Source organism: Agrobacterium sp. a22-2, from assembly GCF_012276985.1.
Taxonomy (GTDB): Bacteria; Pseudomonadota; Alphaproteobacteria; order Rhizobiales; family Rhizobiaceae; genus Allorhizobium.
This window is the reverse complement of record NZ_JAAXMM010000006.1, coordinates 1-21,089: the sequence shown is the minus strand read 5'-3', so window position 1 is coordinate 21,089 and position 21,089 is coordinate 1. Positions and strand designations below refer to the sequence as shown.

Below are 21,089 nucleotides of genomic sequence, written 5' to 3'. Positions count from 1 at the left end.
GGCCTAAAGCGTGTCGCGAACTTTCAGATTCGCTCCTTACGCTTTATCCCTTTGTTTTGTCGCATGTCGTTGTCCCGAAACCGGTGCCCACTTTCGGGCGACATGCTTTATATGCGATGATAGGGATGGCCCGAAAGGATCGTGACGGCGCGATAGAGCTGCTCGGCAATCAGGATGCGCACGAGCTGGTGCGGCCAGGTCATGCGGCCGAGATTGAGCGCAATGCCGGCCTTCTGCCGCAGATCGGGATCCAATCCGTCCGCCCCGCCGATCAGCACGGCCATGTCGCGTAGGCTTCGGTCGCGATGGCTGCCGATGAACTCGGCGAATTCCGGACTGTCCATGGCCTTGCCGCGCTCGTCGAGCGCGATCAGGAAGGCGCCGTCCGGCAATGCCTTTTCCAGCAGGGCCGCCTCTTCGCGCTTGCGGGTCGCGGCATTGCCCGCGCGGCTCTCGACGATCTCGACCGTTCGCGAGAATTCCAGCCCGCAGGCAGGCCCGGCCTTGGCAAACCGGTCGAGGTAACGGGACGCAAGATCCTTCTCGGGGCCAGCCTTCAGCCGGCCTACGGCAAAAATGCCAATTCGCATGTCCGCTCCTTGCAAGGTGTCCGCAAAAATCCAGGCGGCGGCCAGGGAGTGCCTCCGCTGCCGCTGGTATTGGACCCTTTCCTGTCGAATCTCAACCGAGATCCGATGGAGCCGTCAGTGCAAGCGTCCCTCTTCGATATCCGGAGCGGCCCACATTCTTTCGATATTGTAGAACTCGCGGATTTCGGGGCGGAACACATGCACGATGATGTCACCGGTGTCGATCAGCACCCAGTCGCCGGCCTCAAGGCCCTCGACGCGCGCGGCGCCCAGACCTTCATCCTTGAGATCGGTGATGAGGTGTTCGCAGATCGCCATGACATGGCGGTTCGAGCGGCCGGAGACGACGATCATGTAATCGCCCAGCGCGGACTTACCTGCAATGTTGATGGTGACGATATCTTCTGCTTTCGAGTCCTCGAGACTTGCGAGGACCAGCTCAAGCTCGCGGGCTGCGGCATCGACGCCACGTTCCGGGCTTTGCGGGATGACGATGGACGTCCTTCCCTTGGTGTGTACTGTTGTCAGAGTTCTTCCTTTCCTGGGCATAACAGAACAGCACGTCTGCGATTCGCGCGCTTGGCGCCAACCACCCGTAAAAGGTGGCACCGAATCGTTAATCTTTCAAGAGAGGCCTATCGAAACTCCGCCGGCGCTCACCGGTCGGACTGCGGAGGGCCACGTGTCAGGGCTGATACCAAGTCTCGATGATAGGAACCTATAGGTTCCTATCATCGAGACTTGGTATGATTTGCTTCCCTAAGCGCCGTTGAGCTCAGGGTAGAACGGGGGCCGTGGATGAAGGTCCAGGACGGGGCCGTCTTCTTCCAGAGCAGGCCGGCATCGTCCTCGTCGATCCGCGCATAGTCGAAGGTTCTGGCCATCTTCGAGGAGAGGTAGGACAGGGTCGAGCCCGGACGATCGATGACGGCAATCGGAAAGGTCAGGGCGATGCGCTGCCATTGCTGCCAGTGATGGAAGGACTTCAGATTATCCGCGCCCATGATCCAGACGAAATGCGCATGCGGGTTTCGCGCTTTCACATAGGACAGGGTCTTGGCGGTGTAGCTGCTGCCGAGGGATGTTTCGAATGCCGTCACCTTGATCCGCGGGTCTGTCGCGAATGTCTCGCACAGCGCCAGGCGCTCGCTAAGCGGCGTCAGGTTGCTGCGGCTTTTCAGCGGATTGCCGGGCGTGACGATCCACCAGAGTTGGTCCAGCCGCAGGCGGCGCAGCGCAATCTCGGCGACCAGCGCGTGGCCCTGGTGCGGCGGATTGAAAGAGCCGCCGAACAGGCCGACCACCATGCCCCGCTCGGTATGCGGCATGCGCAGATAATGCTTGGCAATGCCGGTCTCTGTCACGCTAGGGCCGGATCTGCCCGGTGCCATGCACCCGGTAGTTGAAGGATGTCAGCTGCTCGACGCCGACCGGACCGCGGGCATGCATCTTGCCGGTGGCGATGCCGATTTCGGCGCCCATGCCGAATTCCCCGCCATCGGCAAACTGCGTCGAGGCATTGTGCAGCAGGATCGCCGAATCGACCTCGTTGAAGAAACGCTGCACAACCTCGGGATCGTCGGCAATCACCGCTTCGGTATGGTTCGATGAATATTTAGCGATATGGGCAATCGCCCCCGAAATGCCATCCACCACAGCAACCGCGATGATGGCATCGAGATATTCCGTCCGCCAGTCCTCGTCGGTGGCGGGCTTCAAGCCAGCAAAGATCTTCAGAACGGTCGGCGATGCGCGTACCTCGCAGCCCGCTTCCAACAAGGCTTCGAGCAGCGGCATCAGATGGCTGCCGATGGCCGCGCTGTCGACCAGCAGGGTCTCGGCAGCGCCGCAGATGCCGGTCCGCCGCATTTTCGAATTGACGACGATCGCTTTCGCCATTTCGACATCGGACGAGGCATCGACATAGATGTGGCAAAGCCCTTCCAGATGCGCAAACACCGGCACCCGCGCTTCCGCCTGGACACGTGCCACGAGGCTCTTGCCGCCGCGCGGCACGATGACATCGATCGCCCCGTTAAGCCCGCCGAGCATGGCGCCGACCGCGGCGCGATCGGTGATCGGAACCAGCTGGATAGCATGCTCTGGAAGCCCGGCCTGCAGCAGGCCCTCCATCAGGCAGGCATGGATAGCATGCGATGAATGGGCCGAATCCGACCCGCCGCGCAGGATCACCGCATTGCCGGACTTGAGGCACAGGGCGCCGGCATCGGCCGTCACATTCGGGCGGCTCTCGTAAATGACGCCGATGACGCCAAGCGGCGTGCGAACGCGCTCGATCTGCAGACCATTCGGCCGATCCCAGGCGGCCATGACATCGCCCACCGGATCCTTCAGCCCGGCGATTTCGCGGATGCCGCCGGCCATCGCCAGGATGCGCTCCGCGGTCAGCGTCAGGCGGTCGAGGAAGGAGGCGGCCAGTCCGGAAGAGGCCGCATTTTCGAGATCGACGGCGTTGGCGGCCAGGATAGTCGCCTTGCTGGATACGATCGCGTCCGCCATGGCATCCAACGCCCGGTTCTTCTGCTCCGTCGTGGCAATGGCCAATGGTCGCGCCGCCGCCTTCGCCCTGCGGCCGATCTCCAGCATCAGGGCATCGACGTCGTGGGTTTCGGAAACCTTGTCAAGCATCGGCTTTGTCCTTCTTCTCGGCTGAACGAACATCGACCCTTGGGGCCGTTTCGGTCATGACGAGATCGTCGCGATGGATCATGGCGGCCCGGCCGGCATAACCCAGGATAGCTTCGATCTCTGCGGATTTGCGCCCGGTGATCTGGCGTGCCTCATCGGCATCGTAACCGGCAAGGCCTCGGGCGATTTCCCGCCCCTCGACGCCGATCACCGCCACGGTGTCGCCACGACCGAACTGGCCGGCCACCAGACGCACGCCCGCCGGCAGAAGGCTCTTGCCCGAGCGAAGCGCCGTCTGCGCGCCGGCATCGACATGCACTTCGCCGGCCGGCTGCAATTGCCCGGCGATCCAGGTCTTGCGCGCCGTCACCGGCGTTCCGGACGGCGCAAACCACGATGAGCGGGCGCCGGTCTCGATGGCCTGCAACGGATGGTCCGGCTTGCCCGAGGCAATGATCATGGCACAACCGGCGCTGGTGGCGATCTTGCCAGCGTCGATCTTGGTGCGCATGCCGCCGCGCGACAATTCCGACGCCGCCCCGCCCGCCATCGCCTCGATCTCCGGCGTGATGGCGGCGATCGTCTCCAGGAAGCGGGCCTCGGGATCCAGATGCGGCGGCGCCGTGTAAAGCCCGTCGATGTCGGACAGCAGCACCAGCAGGTCCGCGCCGGTCATGGTGGCCACCCGCGCCGCCAGCCGGTCATTGTCGCCATAGCGGATTTCCGTGGTGGCGACCGTGTCGTTCTCGTTGATGATCGGCACGGCGCCCAGCTTCAGCAACTGGTTGATGGTCGCCCGGCCATTGAGATAGCGGCGACGCTCCTCGGTATCGCCGAGCGTCAGCAGGATCTGCCCCGCCACGATCGACGAGTGCGACAGGCTTTCCGACCAGGCACGCGCCAGCGCGATCTGGCCGACGGCGGCCGCCGCCTGGCTTTCCTCCAGCTTCAAGGCCCCGGCCGGTACCTTGAGCACCGAGCGCCCCAGCGCGATCGCCCCGGAGGACACCACCAGCACATCGACACCACTCGCCTTCAAGGCCGCAATATCGGCACACATCGCATCGAGCCAGGCCGTCTTCAGGCCTGTCGCCCGATCGACCAGCAGGGCCGAACCGATCTTGATGACAATCCGCCGATGACTGGCGAGCGATTTGCGGCCGGTCTTCATGTCACTCGTCGTCGCCCAGATCCGGCGCCGGATCATGTCTTTGCTTGCTGCGATCGGGAAGCGCCGATTCGCGCCCAGCACCTGCCATGACGATAACGTCGCGCAGGGCCCGCAAGGCATCCGTCATGCCGGCACCGGTGATCGCCGACAGTAGCATCGGCGTCTGGCCGCAGGCTTTTTCAAGCTCCTTGGCCTTTTTCTTCAGTTCCTTCTCGTCCAGCACGTCGATCTGCGACAGGGCGACGATTTCCGGCTTGCCAAGCAGATCGCCGCCATAAGCCTCCAGCTCGGTCTTCACCGTCTTGTAGGCCTTGCCGACTTTTTCTTCCTGGGCCGAGACCAGATGCAGCAGCACCCGGGTGCGCTCGACATGGCCGAGGAACCGGTCGCCGATGCCGACCCCTTCGTGGGCGCCTTCGATCAGGCCGGGAATATCGGCGAGGATGAATTCGCGACCATCGATCGTCGCAACCCCGAGGTTCGGATGCAGCGTCGTGAACGGATAATTGGCGATCTTCGGCCGCGCCCGGGTCACCGCCGCCAGGAAGGTCGACTTTCCGGCATTCGGCAGGCCGACGAGGCCCGCATCGGCGATCAGCTTCAGCCGCAGCCAGATGGTCTTTTCCTCGCCCTCCTGGCCGGGATTGGCCCAGTTCGGCGCCTGGTTGGTCGACGACTTGAAATGGGTATTGCCAAAGCCGCCATTGCCGCCGGCGGCCAGCCGGAAGCGCTGCCCTTCCTGCGTCAGGTCGATGATCAGGGTTTCCTTGTCCTCTTCCAGCACCTGGGTGCCGACTGGCACCTTCAGCGTCACATCGGCACCATTGGCGCCCGTACGGTTGCGCCCCATACCATGGGTGCCGATGGTTGCCTTGAAATGCTGCTGGAAGCGAAAATCGATCAGCGTGTTCAGCCCGTTGACCGCCTCGATCCACACGTCGCCGCCGCGGCCGCCGTCGCCGCCGTCCGGCCCACCGAATTCGATGAACTTCTCGCGCCGGAACGAAACGGCGCCCGCGCCGCCGTCACCGGACCGGATATAGACCTTTGTCTCATCGAGAAATTTCATTTTATTGCCGTTCGTTGCGTGTCAGGGTGGCCGCTTATTTGCCATCTTCGATATAGCCGGTTGCAGCAGAGGTCAAAGATTATCATGAAGTTCGCGAGCTATAACATACAGTTTGGTATCGGTCTTGATGGGAAATATGACCTCGGCCGCATCGCTGCAAGCCTGCAGGGCGCCGATGTGATTGCCCTCCAGGAGGTGACTCGAGGCTTCCATCGCAACGGTCATGCCGACCTTCCGGCCCTCTTCGCCGACCTATTCCCGGACTATTATTGGGTCTACGGTCCGGCCTGCGACCTGCATCTCGACAGCGCCATGGTCGATGGCCGCCGCATCGACCGGCGGTTCCAGTTCGGCAACATGGTGCTGTCGCGATGGCCGATCCTGGCCAACCGCCTGCTGTTGCTGCCGCGCAGCCGCACCCTCGACAAGCTGAACCTGCAGCGCGGCGCGACCGAGGCCGTCATCACCACGCCGGACGGCCCGTTGCGCGTCTATTCCATCCATCTCGACCATGTGTCCCCCGACGAGCGCATCGCCCAGATCCGCTATCTGAAGGATCGCGCCCTGCACTATGCGGCCGAAGGCGGGGCGCTCAGCGGTGCCAGCGAATTCGGCGTCTCCGGCCCGCCGATCCCCGACGACTTCATCCTCCTGGGCGACTTCAATATGGAGCCAGAATCGCCGGAATATTGCGAAATGGCCGGCAGAAACGACGCCTATTACGGCCGGACGCTGCGGGCAAATCAGCCTGTCGACGCTCAAAGCCGCGCGGGCGGTCGGGCCACCGACAGCTATACCTGGATGGATCCGGATCATCGCGGCCGCCGCATGCATCTCGACTATGGCTTCCTCAGCGGCAGTCTTGCGCCGAAGCTCGTCAGCAGCCGTGTCGATACGGCGGCGGAAGGCTCCGACCATTTCCCGCTCTGGGTGGAGATCGGCTGATGGCCGGGCCGCGATTGCCGCCCGGCCATCCGTGTCAACAGCGTGCCGCCGGCCGGAACCCGGCCTGCGTCAGCTCGGTCTCGATATGCGGCGCCACGGCGTTGCGCGCCAGCGAATAGAGATCGCCGCAGCCCTTGACCGAAAAGCCGAGCTTTTCCTGGATGCGCAGCGAGGCGGTATTGTCCGCGAACGCGCCGGAATGGAGCACCACATCCGGCATGCGCCGGAAGAAGCGCTCAATGGCCGCAGACGCCGCCTCGCTCATCAGCCCCCTGCCCCAGTAGTAGCGGTTCAGCCAGTAGCCCAGATGCCAGAGGCCGTGACGCAGTTCCAAGCCGACAACGCCGATATGCACGTCGTCGCCGGTGGTAATCGCCAGTGCCCAGTCGGGCGTCAGCCCTGAGCGCACCCGGCTCAGCCAGTCCGCCGCATCCTGCCGGTCATAGGGGGCCGGCACGCGCGACAGCATGCGCGCCACCTGAAAATCGGCAAGCGACTGGGCAATGGCATCCGCATCGCCGGGGCGGTGCGGCCGAAGCGTCAGCCGCGCCGTCTCGATCTCAGGGCAGGGTCCGGGCAAGCGGACCGACGGTCTGTCCAGCAGGTCCATCACCGCATCTCCCCCCAGCTCTTCAGCGACATCCAGGTCTTGCGGTCCAGCCGGTACCATTCCACCGGCACCATGCCGCCCATGGCAAGGTTTCCGACCATGCCGGATCCCTGGAACTGGAAGCCGCATTTCTGGATGACCCGCCGCGATGCGATATTGGTGACCCGGCAGCGCGCATCGATATGGTCGATCTCGCGGGTGCGAAACGCCATGTCGATCAGCGCATGGGCCGCTTCCGTGCCGTAGCCCTTGTTCCAATAGGGCTGGCCCAGCCAATAGCCGAGCTCCAAGGCCTCGTCATGCTGATGGGGCTCCAGCGCGCAGCAACCGAGGAATTCGCCGTTTTCCGCTTTGGTAATGGCGTAGACGCATTTGCCGATCTCGCCAATATTGGTACGTCGCACGAAATCGGCGGCGTCCGTTGCCGTGTAGGGATGCGGCATGCGAGACACCATCGTGGCGATGGCGGCGTTATTGGCGAGATGGGCAAGGGCGTCGATGTCTTCTGTGTGTGGGGCGCGCAGGACGAGCCTTTGCGACAGTAAGACGGGGCAATCGCTTCTTAACCGATCCGGCCTCAGCCGATCTTCGGGCGACCGTAATTGGTCGTCCCTTAACAGTTCGCTTTGCATGGTTCAGTCTCCTTCGTTGGAAAAAAGGCATGAAAAAAGGGGCGATGGGTGGTGCCCCATCTCCCCTTTTGTCTAGACTGAACCTGGTACGGTCAGCCGGGTCGATGAGACACCGGCTGCTTGCACGCTACCGGTTTTATTCCGCTGCTTCCGCCGCTTTCGGCATCACGGACACGTATACGCGGCCATTGGCCTTGGTACGGTAGGCGACATTACCTTCGATCAGTGCAAAGACGGTATGGTCCTTGCCGAGACCGACATTGCTGCCCGGATGCCACTGCGTGCCGCGCTGACGCACGATAATGTTGCCCGGAACGACCACTTCGCCGCCGAACTTCTTCACGCCAAGGCGCTTGGAATTCGAATCGCGACCGTTGCGCGACGAACCGCCAGCTTTTTTGTGTGCCATTGGAGTTCTCCTTTAAACTTGGTTTCGCGTTGGGCCGTTAAGCGGCGACAATGTCCGTGATACGGACGACGGTGTGATGCTGACGATGGCCGCGCGAACGCTTAGAGTTCTGGCGACGGCGCTTCTTGAAAGCAATGACCTTCTTGCCGCGGTTCTGCTCGACGACTTCTGCCTTGACCAAGGCGCCTGCCACGAAGGGCGCGCCGATGGTTGCATCGGCACCGACGCCGACCATCAGGATTTCGTTGAATTCGATCATATCACCAGCAACGGCTTCCAGCTTTTCGATGGTGAGCACGTCATTGGCAGCAACGCGGTACTGTTTACCGCCGGTCTTGATGACTGCGAACATTGGTTATCCTTTCATGTTCGTTCCAGCTCTGTCCGGTTGACCCGGGCGGCTGTCTTTTTATCAGTCGGAGTTAAGCGGACTTTTTTCCGACAGCGATAGGCTGTCTTCATCGGTCCGCCGGTGAGCCTTGCGCCAAGCGCCAGGAAAACAAGGCACAGTGAGCCCATGCCTAATTCACCGCTCGCATACGTGAGGCGCAAAAACCTGTCAAGATGAAAGCACGAGATAGTTGGATATTCGCCCTTGCAAGCCCGACATTTGCCCGCTATGTAACGCCCGCGCCGACCAAGCGCCGACCAGAACGACCGGAGAGGTGGCTGAGTGGTCGAAAGCACCGCACTCGAAATGCGGCGTGCCTGCAAGGGCACCGTGGGTTCGAATCCCACCCTCTCCGCCATATTGGGCCTGGGTTGATCTTTGCCGATGGAAAACAACGAGCTCTGCTCTCGTCTTTCACGCCGTAGCACCTCCCTACATATCGACACCATACTATCCATTTGCTTTAGAATTTAATGATGGATTTAATCAGGAAATTCGGACATCGGCGTTCAGGCTTCTTTACGCAATCAGCATTTGAAACAGGGTACTTCCAATAGTCGCAACATTTGCAGTTAAGGATATTCCCGCGACAGACTTCGAAGTTAGCCTATCTGCAACCACTTTGAGTTTACTCTTTATTTCTTCAGCGTTCTCCATCTCTGTAATGACAGGATGTAGCTGCATGAAAGTCGCAAACGTTTCTTTGTATAGCTTCCAGAATGTATCGTCTCCGAAGTCGCACACGTGGGAATAGGCGCTTTCCATCTGCTGGAGGTAATGACTAAGGAGTGCTGCTATCCTACGATCAAGTTTATCCGAACTCTTGAACGCCTCTACAGTCTCCCTGACCGCGTCCAAAGCGTCTTGCAGATCGTCGGGGGTGCTTTCCGTGAATTTTGCAGCTTGGAAGCGCTCAGAAATGGCATCGAGCAACTCAAGGTTACGTTCAGAGAAATGAGACCCAAATGCATCCCTGGTGACCTTGCCAAAGTTCTTTGCGTCAAAAACCGACGAAATATTCTTGATGCAGGCTAACCACGAAGCTCGAACTGTCTCCTTTTGCATCGGGATAACGGAGATGTCGCTTTTTATCGAGTGACACAATGCCAAAAAGGCGTCTAGGAACTCACCGTAGTCAGCATAGCCCAGATTCGCAGAGATGGGATTGAAGGACTGCCAGAGCGCTACCTTCGAGAGCGCGACCGTTTGGCCGTTTTCCTTAAGGGTGGCTTGTTGAGCAGCCTCCTGAATTCTTCCTATCAGTTGATGTAAACGCTCTGCCTTGTCGCTCATTGATTACCTTGCGTTTTGGTTCCTAAATCGGTCGCCCACAAACTTCACATTTTCTCCTTGTCATCATGGAGAAACTCCTTCGCGTGGTCACCTACTGCCGTTCTGACGACAATACTTCTTTAGAGAGGGGCAAAAGTGCATCATGGTCGATGTTTAACTGATCTTAAAGGAAAAATCAGTTGTTCAGCCTGCAAACTCAATAGAGACTAGCAGAGATGGGTGCCCTTTTCGGTAGCAACCGGTAGCGCTACGTAGCATTGACAGCCAGCCATTTCTCCAATGCCGAGATAACGCTCAGTCTGAGGCTCGAGTTTCGGGCGAGCGCCAGCATCAGCGATCGATCTTCCGCGGCGAAGCCCATTTCCCCCATGACATCGGCCGGGCGCAGGCCGCGCCTGATCATGATGGCCTTGATACGCTCCACGGTGGCGGGCAGCAGGTAGCGGCCGGTGGCAATCGGCGGGGGTGGTGACGGCGGCATCGCCGCCTGCGCGCCCACCGCCAAACCCATGTCGGCCGGGACCGGAACAACGGCGCTGTCCGTCTCTGCAAGCCAGGCCAGGAAGGCGCGGCGATCGTCCTCCGTCGCCTTCTTCCAGGAATTCTTCAGCTTTTGCAGCCGTGTCCGCTCGCCGTTTAAGCCGGCCATCTGCATGGCGCGCGGCAGGGACGGGATGCGGCCGGCCAGGAAATCGACGTAGAGGCCCGGATATTCCGCCTTCAACCGCTGCTCGTCTTCGGCACTGTCGCGTTTCGGTTTCTTGGGCATGATGCATTCCGGGATTGGTTTCACCCGCCGTCTAGCGCAGGTGCTCCGACGAGGCGAGAAGAAACGTATATTTTGATCTCCGCCGGCACCCACGCCTGTCGTCACGATGATTCCGTTGGCGACGCAACTGTCGCCTCATCCTGTCGCAGGATCGCCACCCGGCCGGCAGTGATGTCGACGACCATCGCCAGGATGGCAGTCGCCTTGGCGTGCGGCAGCGCCAGCGTGAGTTCGACCCCGTCGCCGGCAAAGGCTTCGTGGTCGATCCGCACATCGGGGCAGCCGAGCAGGCGGGATTTTACAAGGCTGAAATCGGAAAACGGGCAGCGGATGACCGCTTCCAGCCGGAGAATGATCGACAGCTTATCGGCGGTCCTGAGGCACATTGCGGCGGTGCCGCCATAGGCCCGCATCAGGCCGCCGCTGCCCAGCAGAATGCCGCCGAACCAGCGGGTGACGACCACCGCGACGCCATCGAGCGCCTGGCCGTCGATCGCCTGCAGGATGGGCTTTCCCGCCGTGCCGCTCGGTTCGCCGTCGTCGCTGAAGCGATAGGCCTGTCCGACGCGCCAGGCCCAGCAATTATGGTTGGCACTGGCATCCGCGTAAGTTGCTATGAAATCCCGTGCCGCCTGTTCGCTGGCAACCGGGCCAGCCACGGCCCGGAACCGGCTTTTCTTGATGTCCTGCGAAAAGGTCTCGATCCGCAGCAGGCTATGGAGCGTGCGCGTCAAATTTGCTCGCCATAGTCTTCGTCGCTGACAGGTTCCAGCCAATCGACCGATTTGCCGTCAAGCGCTTCCTGCAGGGCGATATGGGTCATCGCTGTGATCGCCGTGGCGCCGTGCCAGTGTTTCTCTCCGGGCGGGATCCATATGACGTCGCCCGGCCGGATCTCCTGAAGCGGCCCGTCCCATGTCCGGGCCCAGCCCATTCCGGAGGTGACGATCAGCGTCTGTCCGAGCGGATGGGTGTGCCATGCCGTCCGTGCGCCCGGTTCGAAAGTCACGGAAACGGCTCGGATGCGCGCCGGGGCCGGGGCCTCGTGAAGGGCGTCCTGGCGAACCGAGCCGGTGAAATAGTCCGGCGACGGCACGCTCGACGGCCGTGATCCACAACGCTTGATATCCATGTCCATCCTCTCCTGTCTGCGAGCGATCAAGCCTATCATCCTCCAGGGGCCGGAGGAAACGGACCATTTTTGGCAAAGGCCGGCAAAGCGCACCTTGCGGGCGATCACAGCGGTCGAACGGCTTTGCAATTTGCCGGAAGAGCAGATAGCTCTCTCGCCAGACGAAGCGGTTGCGCCAAATCGAGACGGGCCATCAATCCGCCCTCTTGGGGCGGCAGAGCTTCCATCGTCCACGAATCATGGAAAACGATCCAACGAGGAAACGCCGATGCCGAACCGTCTCTTGCCCACCGTTCTCGGCGTCGCCCTTGCCATCGGCACCGCGTCCTCTGCCTACAGCGACAATTACACCGCCTATAGCACCACGGCCGAGAGCATTACCGGCAATATCTCCATGGATGATTTCAGCCTGGTTTTCCAGAACGGCGAAACCTTGATCTTCGATCAGCTTATCGCCGACAATTTCATCGTCGACGGCCAACGGGTTCCGGCCTCCGTCTTCAGCGTCGAGAACCCGTATGATCCGGAACTTGAGAACGGCAACCAATTGTGCGGCATGGGCGACGTGACCTATGTCGCCAACTGGGCGGCCGGCGACGGCCTGTCGGCCGTGGCCGTCTTCACCGGGAACGAGCCGCCAGCCTCAAGCGACGAGATGTGCGCGTCCTACATCTATCAGGACTGACCCGCCCCGCCGCCGCGGCTCTCAAGCCCGGCGCAAGCGTGCGGCCCTATCGTGGCACCCCACAGTCGGGATGAGCCGCGACAGAGAAAAGGACCATGAGATGTCGAACGAACCGGACCACGCGATCGAGCGACTTGTCGAAATGGCCGACCTTTCCTTTCTGGAAGAAAAGGCCGACGAACTGACCGATATTCTTGTCGAGGCTCTGAACGAGGCCTTCCGCATTCTTCACGAAGACCAGCGATCGGCCACCGTGCACTGAGCTTGGCTTGCCTGGCCACGCCGATCGCCCTAGAACTTGGCGCCCGGCGTAAAGCCGCAACGGTTCGACGCACGAAGTAGGTCGATGATACCAAAGCAGATCGCAATTGTCGGCGGCGGACCGGCCGGCCTGATGGCGGCAGAAACCCTCTCGGCGGCCGGTCACCGGGTCACGGTTTATGAGTCGATGCCGACGGTCGGCCGCAAGTTCCTGCTGGCCGGCAAGTCGGGGCTGAACCTCACCCATTCGGAAGACGACGAGATCTTTGTGTCGCGCTTTGGCGCGGCCACCGCCCGCCTGCGCCCGGCCCTTGATCGCTTGCGGCCGAAGGATATCCGCGCCTGGGCGGCTGGTCTCGGGACGGAAACCTTCGTCGGCACATCGGGCCGCGTCTTCCCCAAAGCGATGAAGGCATCCCCCTTGCTGCGCGCATGGCTGGCTCGGCTGGAAAAGCAAGGCGTGGTGATCCGGACCCGCCATCGCTGGACGGGCTGGACGAACGGCGCCCTCACCTTTGAAACCCCGCACGGCACCCTCACGATCGAGCCGGATGCGACCCTTCTGGCGCTGGGTGGCGCAAGCTGGCCGCGACTGGGCTCCGATGCCGCCTGGACCGCATGGCTGGGCGCACGGGCAATCGAGATCGAGCCATTCCGGCCGGCCAATTGCGGTTTCGATATCGAATGGAGCGACATCTTCCGGCAGCGCTTTGCCGGCGCGCCGATCAAGTCGGTGACCGCAAGCTCGCCCGCCGGAATCATGTCGGGCGAATTCGTCGTGACGGAAAGCGGCATCGAGGGAAGCCTCGTCTATGCCCATGCGGCGGCCCTGCGCGACCGGTTGCAGAGCACGGGCCATGCCGAGCTGGTTCTCGATCTCGCCCCCGGCCGCTCGACCGAACGACTGGCCGCGGACTTATTCCGACAGAGTACAAAGGCCAGTTTCGCCAATCGGCTGCGCAAGGGCGCCGGTCTCGACGGCGTGAAGGCGGCGCTGCTGCGCGAGATGGTGCCAGAAGCCAACCAACTGCAACCTGACGCGCTGGCGAAACTCTTGAAGGCCCTGCCGCTACCCGTTTTGCGATGCCGGCCGATTGCCGAGGCGATCTCCTCGGCCGGCGGCGTCTCCTGGAACGGCGTTGACGAGCGATATATGCTGACGGCGCTGCCCGGTGTTTTCGTCGCCGGCGAAATGCTGGATTGGGAGGCGCCGACTGGAGGCTACCTTCTGACCGCCTGCCTGGCGACCGGAAAGGCGGCGGCGATCGGGATCGAAGACTGGCTTCGTACCTGACGGCTCCGATCAACAGACAGGCTTTCGAAAGGCCGGGTTGGCAGGGTGCGACAAGGTGCGCATGGACCAGCTCTATCGCCGCTCCCCATTCACGAGCGGCAGGCTTGAATCTGCCACATTAAAGATTTACGTAAGGGTCGCAGTGAAATTGTTTGATCAGATGTCAGCATTGGTAATTTGCTGTGTGTGCTCAAGAGGAGAGAGCACCGCCATCCATGGCAGACGATTGCGCAACGTTTCCACCTGATACATGGCCTGTTCGCCTGACAGCAGTGCTATTGCCTGTTGCAGAGGGATTTTCCCGGTCACGGGCAAAGCAGGAGCCTGGTCCGGCCAGGCGCGACGAGCAGACTCCCTTTCGGTTGGAACTGCCTGAGCGGACATCCCTCTCCCCGAATGGGTGGAATTGCGCCAGGGCCTTTGACGCCTGGGCCGAAACCGCAGCTCATTCTTCATCCTATCGTTTTTCCTTTACCCAGAAAGCAAGCCAAAGCTCATGAACGCGATGCCCACCCTCGAGCATCCCAAGGGTCTGGACGAAAAGTCCTGGCTCAAGATTCTGTCCAAATACCGCGAACCCAGCACAGGACGCAGCACGTTCGAACTGGTCGTGACGGTGGTGCCCTTCGCCCTGCTGTGGGCTTTGACATGGGCCGCCGTCCACTACGGTTACTGGCTGGGTCTGATCCTCATCGTTCCGGCGGCGGGCTTTCTGCTACGTCTGTTCATGATCCAGCACGATTGCGGCCACGGCTCGTTTTTTGCCCGGCGCTCGGTCGATGACTGGACGGGGCGTCTGATCGGCGTCCTGACGCTGACACCCTACGATTACTGGCGGCGTGCCCATGCGGCCCATCACGCTTCGGCGGGCAATCTCGACGAGCGCGGCATCGGTGACATCACCACGCTGACCATCGAGGAATACGCTGCCCTGTCGAGGCGCGAGCGGCTCGCCTATCGGCTCTATCGGCATCCGGTCGTGATGTTCGGCATCGGCCCGGCATTTCTCTTCCTGTTCAAGCAGCGCCTGCCATTCGGCATGATGCGCTCCGGTCTCAGCCCTTGGGTTTCCACCATGGCGACCAATGCTGCCGTTGCAATTGTGGCCGGCCTGCTGATCTGGGCCGTCGGCCTCGTGCCCTTCCTCCTGGTTCACCTGCCGATCGTCATTCTGGCGGCTACGGCCGGCATCTGGCTGTTCTATGTCCAGCACCAGTTCGAGGACACCCACTGGTCGAAGAAGCCGGAATGGCAGTTCCAGCAGGCAGCGCTTCACGGCGCGTCGCATTATGATCTGCCGCCCGTCCTGCGCTGGATGACCGGCAATATCGGCATCCACCATGTCCACCATCTCTCAAGCCGCGTGCCGTATTATCGCCTTCCGGAAGTCCTGAAGGACCATCCGGAATTGGCGGACCTCGGCCGCATCACGATCATGGACAGCCTGCGCTGCGTCAAACTCGTCCTGTGGGACGAAAGCAGCCGCCGGCTTATCTCGTTCCGCGATGCCCGTCCCCGACTGGCGGGCCTCCAGGCATCTTGAAATGGCGGGCGCCCCAGAGGGCGCCCTCGCCACAATCCGGCAGCGAGCCAAGTCTCCAACATGTGCCGAAGGGGTTGCAACGAGCACCCGAAATTCGCCTCCCCAAATTTGGTTGTTTTCGTAATATTTTTGCCGCAATACGCGAAACATGAGAGTGCTTCTTTAACGCACTGTTAACTCTGTTGCCCGACACTGCAATCAAGATAGATCACAATTGAAGCGGTATCGCATAGCTTCTGAGCTTCGGCTTTTCCTGATCGAGCGACTGCATGACGCAGATCGAATGTAAAAAATCCCAAAAATAAATATTACAGCTCCGCCGGTGACAAGTATGTCTCCGCTTTTGCTGCATTATTTCCGAAACATCATTCAGCCGGACGGGCATCTGGAGCAAAACGTGCGCGTTGCTTTGATAGACGACAGCAAATCGGTACTTTTTGCGCTGCAGGCAGCGATGAAAGATCTGGCCGACAACACGGTCGAGACGTTTCTCGATCCGGAGATGGCTTTGCTGGTCTGCAGGACAACTGTCTTCGATATCGTTCTCGTGGACTACACCATGCCCAAGATGAACGGCATCGAGGTGATCCGCACCCTGCGGCGCCAGCCTAGCTATAGCCATGTGCCGATCATCATGATCACCTCGGAAACCGAACGCAGCATCCGGCTGGAGGCTATCGAAGCCGGCGCGACGGAATTCCTCAGCAAGCCGATCGACATCGTCGAACTGAAGGCGCGGGTTCGCAACCTGCTGGCCCTGCGGCAGGCGCAGCTGGAACTGTCGGCGCGCGCCCAGGGACTGACGGCAATTGTTGCCAACGCCACCTTGAAGCTCGTCGCCCGCGAAGAGGAAATCATCTGGCGGCTGGCGCGCGCCATTGAGTACCGCGACGGCAATACCGGCGAACATGTCTCGCGGGTGGCCCATATCTGCCGGCTGCTGGCCGAAGATCTCGGCCTGGACGAAAGCCTTTGCCGGATGATCTATCTGGCAGCGCCTCTGCACGATGTCGGCAAGATCGGCATTGCCGACGACATCCTCCAGAAACCCGGACGCCTGACGGCGGACGAACTGGAACAGATGCGCCGGCATGTCGAGATTGGTGTCAGCATTCTGGAGAACGGTTCGTCCGATCTGGTCCGCATCGCCGAGACGATTGCCGGCGGCCATCACGAGAAGTGGGACGGGACCGGCTATCCGAACCGGCTGTCCGGCGAACAGATCCCGATCGAAGCCCGCATCGCGGCGGTGGCGGATGTGTTCGAGGCCCTGTGCTCTGAGCGGCCTTACAAGAAGGCCTGGTCCGTGGACGACGCCTATCAGCACATTCTCGCCAACAGCGGACTGCATTTCGACCCGCGCTGCGTGGACGCCTTCATCCATCAGTGGCCGGCCATCTCGGCGCTGATGGCGGAACAAGCCGACGCCGAGCCGGAGAGCGGCCCGTCGCCCTCCGGCAATAGCCTTGCCTCCAGTTCCTCCAATCTTGCCCCCAAGCGGGCCTAGGGAATGCCGATGTCAAACGAAACCGCTCCCCATACGCTAACACTGCCGCAGTCGCTGTCGATCCGAAACGCGCAGGCCGTGCGCGAGCAGTTGTTGAGCGGCCTTTCGGAAAACAGCAGCGTCATCATCGATATCCCCGAGGGCGCCGACGCCGACCTCAGTTTCATCCAGGTTGTGGAGGCCTCGCGCCGCCATGCTCAAACCTACGGCAAGTCGATCGCCCTGAAGAACCCAGCCGGCGGCCGCGTGCTCGAAACCCTCAGACGAGGCGGCTTCCTGACGGATATGGACGCCGCCACCTGCCAGTTCTGGTTCCATCGGAAGGAAATACAATGAGTGCGAACATTCTCACGGTTGACGATTCGGCCAGCATCCGAATGACGACGAAGATCGCGCTGTCGAATGCCGGCTATCAGGTGACCGAGGCCGTCGATGGTCTCGACGGGCTGAACAAGGCGAAATCGGCCAGTTTCGATCTGATCGTCACCGATCTCAATATGCCGAACATGAACGGTCTTGCGATGATCGAGGCGCTGCGCAAGTCGCCGGCCCACACGGGCATACCGATCATCTTCCTGACCACCGAATCCGATGCCGACATGAAGAACCGGGCCAAGGCCGCTGGCGCCACCGGCTGGATCACCAAGCCTTTCGATCCCGAACAACTGGTCAAGATCGCACGAAAGGTCCTCGGCAGATGAACACAATGGATCCCATCCAGGTCTTTCGGACGGAGGCAGCCGAACTGTTCGAGCAGATCGAAGAAGGACTGCTGGACCTGTTGCACAATCTCACCGACCAGGATCAGATTGACGCGGTCTTTCGCGGCCTTCACACGCTGAAGGGATCGGGTGCCATGTTCGGCTTCGAGGCCCTGGCCGCCTTCACCCACCATTGCGAGACGGCCTTCGACCGGGTGCGCAAGGGCGAAGTGCCCGCCACCAGCGAACTGGTGGCTGCGGTGCTCGAAGCACAGGACCACATGCGGTCGCTGGTCGACACCCCGAATGGCGACCACGAAGAGACCGGACGCCGCCTTCTGGCCAAACTGCAGGCCGCAGTCGGCGGACAGAAGGCCCCGACAGCTGCGGCAGCGCCGGCCCCCACGGTTCCAGCGCCGGCTGCCGTCAAGGCCGAGGCACCCGCCGAGAGCGCGACCTGGCTGATCGATTTCAAGCTGCCTATCAACGCCATGGCAAACGGCACGAATCCCTTAGGACTGCTCGACGAACTTGCCGAGCTTGGCGATTGCACCATCAAGGCAGACCTGTCGGCCATTCCTTCTCTCGCCGAACTCGACCCTTCCGAACTGCATCTGGCATGGAAGATCAGCCTGACCACCACCCAGCCGCGCTCGGCCATCGACGATGTCTTCATTTTCGTCATGGACGACATGCAGCTGGACGTCAGGACGGCCCAGCCCGGCGCTTCTGCCGAGCCGGTGCGCCAGGAGGCCGCCGTTGTCGTCGCCGAAGAGCCCGCCCTGGAACGGCGCAGCCAGGCCATACCGGCTGCAGCCGATGCCAAGCAGAACAAGGGCACCGAGAATGTTCGCGTGCCGGCTGAGCGGCTGGACGAATTGATGGATCGGGTCGGCGAGCTGGTAATTGCCCAGTCCCGCCTGTCGCAGTTGGCCAATGCCAGTGCCGATATCCAGCTGCGTGCCGTCTCGGAAGATGTGGAGCGCCTTTCAGGTGAGCTGCGCGACACCATGATGGTTCTGCGCATGGTGCCCGTCGGCAGTCTGTTCGGCCGTTTCCGGCGCCTGGTCCACGATCTTGCGCGCGAAACCGGCAAGACGATCGAACTCGAGACGGAAGGCGAAACCACCGAGGTCGACAAAACGGTCGTCGAGCGGCTGGCCGATCCGCTGGTGCATCTGGTGCGCAATTCCATCGACCACGGCCTGGAGACCCCGGACGAGCGCATCGCCGCCGGCAAGAATCCAGCCGGACGCGTCCTGCTATCGGCCCGCCAATCCGGCGGCGAGGTCATCATCACTATCAAAGATGATGGCCGTGGCATCAACCGCGAGCGGGTGCGAGCCAAGGCGGAATCATCCGGCCTCATTCAGCCCGGTGCCGCGCTGTCCGATCAGGAATTGCTGCAGCTGATCTTCCAGCCCGGCTTTTCCACTGCCCAGCAGGTCACCAATCTGTCGGGCCGCGGCGTCGGCATGGACGTGGTCAAGAAGACGGTCGATGCGCTTCGCGGCGTAATCGACATCAAGAGCAATCCGGGCGAGGGATCCGAGGTGGCGCTGCGCATTCCGCTGACGCTTGCCATCATCGACGGCTTGCTGGTGCGGGTGGGCAACGGCTGCTACGTCATTCCGCTTTCCACGGTTGAAGAATGCCTGGAACTGTCACTGGAAGACGATCTGCGCTCGCGCGGCCGCAGCTTCCTATCGCTGCGGGACAACCTCGTTCCCTTCATAAGACTGCGCGATCTCTTCCGCACCGGAATCAAGCCTGATCCGTTCCAGAAGATCGTGGTCATTTCGACCGGCAGCGAACGCGTCGGCCTGGTCGTCGACCAGATCATCGGCGACCACCAGACCGTCATCAAATCCCTATCCAAGCTGCACCACGACGTCGCCACCTTCTCCGGCGCGACCATCCTGGGCGATGGCAGCGTGGCCCTAATCCTCGATGTCGCCCATCTGGTCGTGTCGGGACAGCAACAGGAGGCGCAGTTGCGTGCAGCAGGATGAATGAAGCCCTGAGAAACGTTCCGGCTCACAACAAGGGTGCCGCCGACGAGATCGAGATTCTCACCTTCGACCTTGGCGGCGAGACCTTTGCCTTCGACGCCATCATCGTCCAGGAAATCCTTGACCTCCTGCCGGAAACCGCCGTGCCGGGCAGTCGGCCCTTTGTGGCCAGCGTCATCAACTTTCGCGGCAAGGTCATTCCGCTAGCCGACATCCGGCTGGCCTTCGGCATGGATGCAACGAAGACGACCATCGATAGCCGGATCATCGTCATCCAGCTGGATATCGAAGGCGAACCGACCCTGATCGGCGTCAGGACAGACAAGGTGCATGAGGTGACCACGCTTGCCAAATCGGCCGGCGAACCGCCACCCAGCGTGGGGATGCGTTGGCGGCCGGACTTCATCGACTGCCTTGTCCGCCGAGACAGCGAATTCGTCATCATTCCGAACCTACAAGCCATTTTTTCCGCCCAGCATGAGCGCAACACCGCGCCTGCGCATTCGGCCTAACGCACAAGGGGGTTTCGTCATGCGTGCTACCATTAAATTGAAGTTGGCGATGGCATTCGGCTTCGTCATTGTCATGCTCATCTCTGTGGCCGCCCTTGGCGTCATGAGCCTGGGTGAACTCAACACAACGCTCCAAAATGTCGTGGAAGGGCCGGCCAAGCGTCTCAGTCTGGCGCAGGACATGAACAACGCACAACTCCAGCAGCTGCGTCAGCAGAAGAACATGCTGCTGGCCACTGACACCAAGGCCGTGCAGGACTATGCCGTGGCAGCGGAGAACCACCGCAAGGAATTCGATACGGCATACCAGGCTGTACTGCTGCTCGCCACGGAACAGGGCAAAGTTCTTTGGAACAAGCTCAACGGGTTGGAAACAGAATATCGCAAGCAGGACGATCGGATCCGCACCATGATCCTTGCCGGTGATCATTCGGGCGCCCTGAACTTTTCGAGCACGGAAAACCGCGCGACGGTCAACGAGATCGACCAACTGCTGACGGAGGTCATTCAGCTTGAAACCTCGCGCCTCGAGGACGCCAAGATCGAGGCCGGTGCAAACTACGTCCAGACACGCACCATCATGCTGACAGTCGCTGGTATCGCGCTGGTGATCGCAGTCATTTCCGCCGTCTGGATTGCTCTGTCGATCAATCGTGGCTTGCGCAATGCGGTCTCAGCCGTTCAAACCGTGGCCGATGGTGACCTGACCTCGCTCGCCACCGTCACCACGCGCGACGAGATCGGAGACCTGCTGGGTTACGTCAACACCATGGTGGAACGCCTTCGTGGCGTGGTTGCCGATGCTTTGGCCGCCGCCGACAACGTCTCGTCGGGCAGCCAGGAACTGTCGGCAAGCTCCGAACAGCTGTCGCAGGGTGCGACCGAACAGGCATCCTCTGCCGAAGAGGCATCCG

Annotated in this window: 26 protein-coding genes and 1 tRNA gene; 12 read left to right on the top strand and 15 right to left on the bottom strand. The window is 61.4% G+C overall.

Annotated features, from left to right (window positions below; genetic code table 11):
• Window positions 1-107: 107 nt before the first annotated feature.
• From rlmH to obgE, 6 genes are all read right to left on the bottom strand, one after another.
• Window positions 108-590 carry a 23S rRNA (pseudouridine(1915)-N(3))-methyltransferase RlmH gene (rlmH, locus tag HFC70_RS10760; RefSeq protein WP_168473245.1) on the bottom strand — a complete coding sequence of 161 codons (483 nt, stop codon included), beginning with the start codon at window positions 588-590 and terminating at the stop codon, window positions 108-110.
• 114 nt (window positions 591-704) lie between these two features.
• Window positions 705-1,139, bottom strand: a complete 435-nt coding sequence (gene rsfS, locus HFC70_RS10755; RefSeq protein WP_168473244.1) for a ribosome silencing factor — start codon at window positions 1,137-1,139, stop codon at window positions 705-707.
• 182 nt (window positions 1,140-1,321) lie between these two features.
• On the bottom strand, window positions 1,322-1,981 hold the full coding sequence (locus tag HFC70_RS10750; RefSeq protein WP_168473243.1) for a nicotinate-nucleotide adenylyltransferase: 660 nt from the start codon (window positions 1,979-1,981) through the stop codon (window positions 1,322-1,324).
• The gene (locus HFC70_RS10745; RefSeq protein WP_168473242.1) at window positions 1,956-3,239 is read right to left on the bottom strand and encodes a glutamate-5-semialdehyde dehydrogenase; all 1,284 of its coding nucleotides are present in this window, start codon (window positions 3,237-3,239) and stop codon (window positions 1,956-1,958) included. The genes HFC70_RS10750 and HFC70_RS10745 overlap by 26 nt, the downstream gene beginning before the upstream one ends.
• A complete protein-coding gene (gene proB, locus HFC70_RS10740) occupies window positions 3,232-4,410 on the bottom strand; it encodes a glutamate 5-kinase (RefSeq protein WP_168473511.1) in 1,179 nt (392 codons plus the stop codon). Before proB ends, HFC70_RS10745 begins: the two co-directional genes overlap by 8 nt.
• Window position 4,411: 1 nt before the next feature.
• Window positions 4,412-5,479, bottom strand: coding sequence for a GTPase ObgE (gene obgE, locus HFC70_RS10735; RefSeq protein WP_168473241.1), 1,068 nt, complete (start codon window positions 5,477-5,479; stop codon window positions 4,412-4,414).
• Window positions 5,480-5,563: 84 nt separating this feature from the next.
• Between obgE and HFC70_RS10730 the strand changes: the two genes are divergently transcribed.
• A complete protein-coding gene (locus HFC70_RS10730) occupies window positions 5,564-6,424 on the top strand; it encodes an endonuclease/exonuclease/phosphatase family protein (RefSeq protein WP_168473240.1) in 861 nt (286 codons plus the stop codon).
• 34 nt (window positions 6,425-6,458) lie between these two features.
• Here HFC70_RS10730 and HFC70_RS10725 read toward each other — a convergent pair whose 3' ends face one another.
• The 4 genes from HFC70_RS10725 to rplU all read right to left on the bottom strand — a co-directional run bounded on the left by HFC70_RS10725 (window position 6,459) and on the right by rplU (window position 8,427).
• Window positions 6,459-7,034 carry a GNAT family N-acetyltransferase gene (locus HFC70_RS10725; RefSeq protein ID WP_246735744.1) on the bottom strand — a complete coding sequence of 192 codons (576 nt, stop codon included), beginning with the start codon at window positions 7,032-7,034 and terminating at the stop codon, window positions 6,459-6,461.
• The gene (locus tag HFC70_RS10720; protein ID WP_168473238.1) at window positions 7,034-7,666 is read right to left on the bottom strand and encodes a GNAT family N-acetyltransferase; all 633 of its coding nucleotides are present in this window, start codon (window positions 7,664-7,666) and stop codon (window positions 7,034-7,036) included. Before HFC70_RS10720 ends, HFC70_RS10725 begins: the two co-directional genes overlap by 1 nt.
• Window positions 7,667-7,802: 136 nt before the next feature.
• Window positions 7,803-8,075, bottom strand: coding sequence for a 50S ribosomal protein L27 (rpmA, locus tag HFC70_RS10715; protein ID WP_168473237.1), 273 nt, complete (start codon window positions 8,073-8,075; stop codon window positions 7,803-7,805).
• 37 nt (window positions 8,076-8,112) lie between these two features.
• Entirely contained in the window at window positions 8,113-8,427 is a 315-nt protein-coding gene (gene rplU, locus HFC70_RS10710; protein WP_168473236.1) for a 50S ribosomal protein L21, read from the bottom strand.
• A 307-nt stretch (window positions 8,428-8,734) separates the two neighbouring features.
• Between rplU and HFC70_RS10705 the strand changes: the two genes are divergently transcribed.
• Window positions 8,735-8,824: transfer RNA gene (locus HFC70_RS10705), tRNA-Ser, on the top strand.
• Between the two features lie 161 nt (window positions 8,825-8,985).
• On the opposite strand, the gene HFC70_RS10700 is transcribed toward HFC70_RS10705, so the two are convergent.
• The 4 genes from HFC70_RS10700 to HFC70_RS10685 all read right to left on the bottom strand — a co-directional run bounded on the left by HFC70_RS10700 (window position 8,986) and on the right by HFC70_RS10685 (window position 11,660).
• Window positions 8,986-9,759, bottom strand: a complete 774-nt coding sequence (locus HFC70_RS10700; RefSeq protein WP_168473235.1) for a hypothetical protein — start codon at window positions 9,757-9,759, stop codon at window positions 8,986-8,988.
• Window positions 9,760-10,006: 247 nt separating this feature from the next.
• Window positions 10,007-10,528, bottom strand: a complete 522-nt coding sequence (locus tag HFC70_RS10695) for a hypothetical protein (protein ID WP_168473234.1) — start codon at window positions 10,526-10,528, stop codon at window positions 10,007-10,009.
• 101 nt (window positions 10,529-10,629) lie between these two features.
• Window positions 10,630-11,262, bottom strand: a complete 633-nt coding sequence (locus HFC70_RS10690) for a YigZ family protein (protein WP_168473233.1) — start codon at window positions 11,260-11,262, stop codon at window positions 10,630-10,632.
• Entirely contained in the window at window positions 11,259-11,660 is a 402-nt protein-coding gene (locus HFC70_RS10685) for a cupin domain-containing protein (protein ID WP_168473232.1), read from the bottom strand. The genes HFC70_RS10690 and HFC70_RS10685 overlap by 4 nt, the downstream gene beginning before the upstream one ends.
• A 268-nt stretch (window positions 11,661-11,928) precedes the next feature.
• On the opposite strand from HFC70_RS10685, the gene HFC70_RS10680 reads away from it, so the two are divergent.
• From HFC70_RS10680 to HFC70_RS10670, 3 genes are all read left to right on the top strand, one after another.
• Window positions 11,929-12,345 (top strand): hypothetical protein, encoded by a 417-nt coding sequence (locus HFC70_RS10680; RefSeq protein WP_168473231.1) that lies wholly within the window; start codon window positions 11,929-11,931, stop codon window positions 12,343-12,345.
• A 100-nt stretch (window positions 12,346-12,445) separates the two neighbouring features.
• Window positions 12,446-12,607, top strand: a complete 162-nt coding sequence (locus HFC70_RS10675) for a hypothetical protein (protein WP_168473230.1) — start codon at window positions 12,446-12,448, stop codon at window positions 12,605-12,607.
• Between the two features lie 84 nt (window positions 12,608-12,691).
• Window positions 12,692-13,900: a TIGR03862 family flavoprotein gene (locus HFC70_RS10670; RefSeq protein WP_168473229.1), complete on the top strand. Its 1,209-nt coding sequence runs from the start codon at window positions 12,692-12,694 to the stop codon at window positions 13,898-13,900.
• 156 nt (window positions 13,901-14,056) lie between these two features.
• On the opposite strand, the gene HFC70_RS10665 is transcribed toward HFC70_RS10670, so the two are convergent.
• Window positions 14,057-14,284, bottom strand: a complete 228-nt coding sequence (locus HFC70_RS10665; RefSeq protein WP_168473228.1) for a hypothetical protein — start codon at window positions 14,282-14,284, stop codon at window positions 14,057-14,059.
• Between the two features lie 112 nt (window positions 14,285-14,396).
• On the opposite strand from HFC70_RS10665, the gene HFC70_RS10660 reads away from it, so the two are divergent.
• From HFC70_RS10660 to HFC70_RS10630, 7 genes are all read left to right on the top strand, one after another.
• Entirely contained in the window at window positions 14,397-15,443 is a 1,047-nt protein-coding gene (locus HFC70_RS10660) for a fatty acid desaturase (RefSeq protein ID WP_168473227.1), read from the top strand.
• 397 nt (window positions 15,444-15,840) lie between these two features.
• Window positions 15,841-16,950, top strand: coding sequence for an HD domain-containing phosphohydrolase (locus HFC70_RS10655; RefSeq protein ID WP_168473226.1), 1,110 nt, complete (start codon window positions 15,841-15,843; stop codon window positions 16,948-16,950).
• A 9-nt stretch (window positions 16,951-16,959) separates the two neighbouring features.
• Window positions 16,960-17,286 carry an STAS domain-containing protein gene (locus tag HFC70_RS10650; protein ID WP_168473225.1) on the top strand — a complete coding sequence of 109 codons (327 nt, stop codon included), beginning with the start codon at window positions 16,960-16,962 and terminating at the stop codon, window positions 17,284-17,286.
• Window positions 17,283-17,651 (top strand): response regulator, encoded by a 369-nt coding sequence (locus tag HFC70_RS10645; protein ID WP_168473224.1) that lies wholly within the window; start codon window positions 17,283-17,285, stop codon window positions 17,649-17,651. The genes HFC70_RS10650 and HFC70_RS10645 overlap by 4 nt, the downstream gene beginning before the upstream one ends.
• On the top strand, window positions 17,648-19,663 hold the full coding sequence (locus HFC70_RS10640) for a chemotaxis protein CheA (protein WP_168473223.1): 2,016 nt from the start codon (window positions 17,648-17,650) through the stop codon (window positions 19,661-19,663). The genes HFC70_RS10645 and HFC70_RS10640 overlap by 4 nt, the downstream gene beginning before the upstream one ends.
• Window positions 19,660-20,175, top strand: a complete 516-nt coding sequence (locus HFC70_RS10635; RefSeq protein ID WP_168473222.1) for a chemotaxis protein CheW — start codon at window positions 19,660-19,662, stop codon at window positions 20,173-20,175. The genes HFC70_RS10640 and HFC70_RS10635 overlap by 4 nt, the downstream gene beginning before the upstream one ends.
• A 19-nt stretch (window positions 20,176-20,194) precedes the next feature.
• A partial coding sequence (locus tag HFC70_RS10630) for a methyl-accepting chemotaxis protein (RefSeq protein WP_168473221.1) occupies window positions 20,195-21,089 on the top strand: 895 nt, incomplete at its 3' end.

Coding starts and splice junctions, on each gene's coding strand:
- HFC70_RS10635 (WP_168473222.1), top strand. CDS start 19,660: ATGAATGAAGCCCTGAGAAACGTTCCGGCTCACAACAAGGGTGCCGCC.
- proB (WP_168473511.1), bottom strand. CDS start 4,410: ATGAAGACCGGCCGCAAATCGCTCGCCAGTCATCGGCGGATTGTCATC.
- HFC70_RS10695 (WP_168473234.1), bottom strand. CDS start 10,528: ATGCCCAAGAAACCGAAACGCGACAGTGCCGAAGACGAGCAGCGGTTG.
- HFC70_RS10730 (WP_168473240.1), top strand. CDS start 5,564: ATGAAGTTCGCGAGCTATAACATACAGTTTGGTATCGGTCTTGATGGG.
- rsfS (WP_168473244.1), bottom strand. CDS start 1,139: ATGCCCAGGAAAGGAAGAACTCTGACAACAGTACACACCAAGGGAAGG.
- HFC70_RS10680 (WP_168473231.1), top strand. CDS start 11,929: ATGCCGAACCGTCTCTTGCCCACCGTTCTCGGCGTCGCCCTTGCCATC.
- HFC70_RS10700 (WP_168473235.1), bottom strand. CDS start 9,759: ATGAGCGACAAGGCAGAGCGTTTACATCAACTGATAGGAAGAATTCAG.
- HFC70_RS10645 (WP_168473224.1), top strand. CDS start 17,283: ATGAGTGCGAACATTCTCACGGTTGACGATTCGGCCAGCATCCGAATG.
- HFC70_RS10640 (WP_168473223.1), top strand. CDS start 17,648: ATGAACACAATGGATCCCATCCAGGTCTTTCGGACGGAGGCAGCCGAA.
- HFC70_RS10745 (WP_168473242.1), bottom strand. CDS start 3,239: ATGCTTGACAAGGTTTCCGAAACCCACGACGTCGATGCCCTGATGCTG.
- HFC70_RS10725 (WP_246735744.1), bottom strand. CDS start 7,034: ATGGACCTGCTGGACAGACCGTCGGTCCGCTTGCCCGGACCCTGCCCT.
- rpmA (WP_168473237.1), bottom strand. CDS start 8,075: ATGGCACACAAAAAAGCTGGCGGTTCGTCGCGCAACGGTCGCGATTCG.
- rplU (WP_168473236.1), bottom strand. CDS start 8,427: ATGTTCGCAGTCATCAAGACCGGCGGTAAACAGTACCGCGTTGCTGCC.
- obgE (WP_168473241.1), bottom strand. CDS start 5,479: ATGAAATTTCTCGATGAGACAAAGGTCTATATCCGGTCCGGTGACGGC.
- rlmH (WP_168473245.1), bottom strand. CDS start 590: ATGCGAATTGGCATTTTTGCCGTAGGCCGGCTGAAGGCTGGCCCCGAG.
- HFC70_RS10660 (WP_168473227.1), top strand. CDS start 14,397: ATGAACGCGATGCCCACCCTCGAGCATCCCAAGGGTCTGGACGAAAAG.
- HFC70_RS10720 (WP_168473238.1), bottom strand. CDS start 7,666: ATGCAAAGCGAACTGTTAAGGGACGACCAATTACGGTCGCCCGAAGAT.
- HFC70_RS10670 (WP_168473229.1), top strand. CDS start 12,692: ATGATACCAAAGCAGATCGCAATTGTCGGCGGCGGACCGGCCGGCCTG.
- HFC70_RS10685 (WP_168473232.1), bottom strand. CDS start 11,660: ATGGATATCAAGCGTTGTGGATCACGGCCGTCGAGCGTGCCGTCGCCG.
- HFC70_RS10675 (WP_168473230.1), top strand. CDS start 12,446: ATGTCGAACGAACCGGACCACGCGATCGAGCGACTTGTCGAAATGGCC.
- HFC70_RS10650 (WP_168473225.1), top strand. CDS start 16,960: ATGTCAAACGAAACCGCTCCCCATACGCTAACACTGCCGCAGTCGCTG.
- HFC70_RS10665 (WP_168473228.1), bottom strand. CDS start 14,284: ATGTCCGCTCAGGCAGTTCCAACCGAAAGGGAGTCTGCTCGTCGCGCC.
- HFC70_RS10750 (WP_168473243.1), bottom strand. CDS start 1,981: ATGGCACCGGGCAGATCCGGCCCTAGCGTGACAGAGACCGGCATTGCC.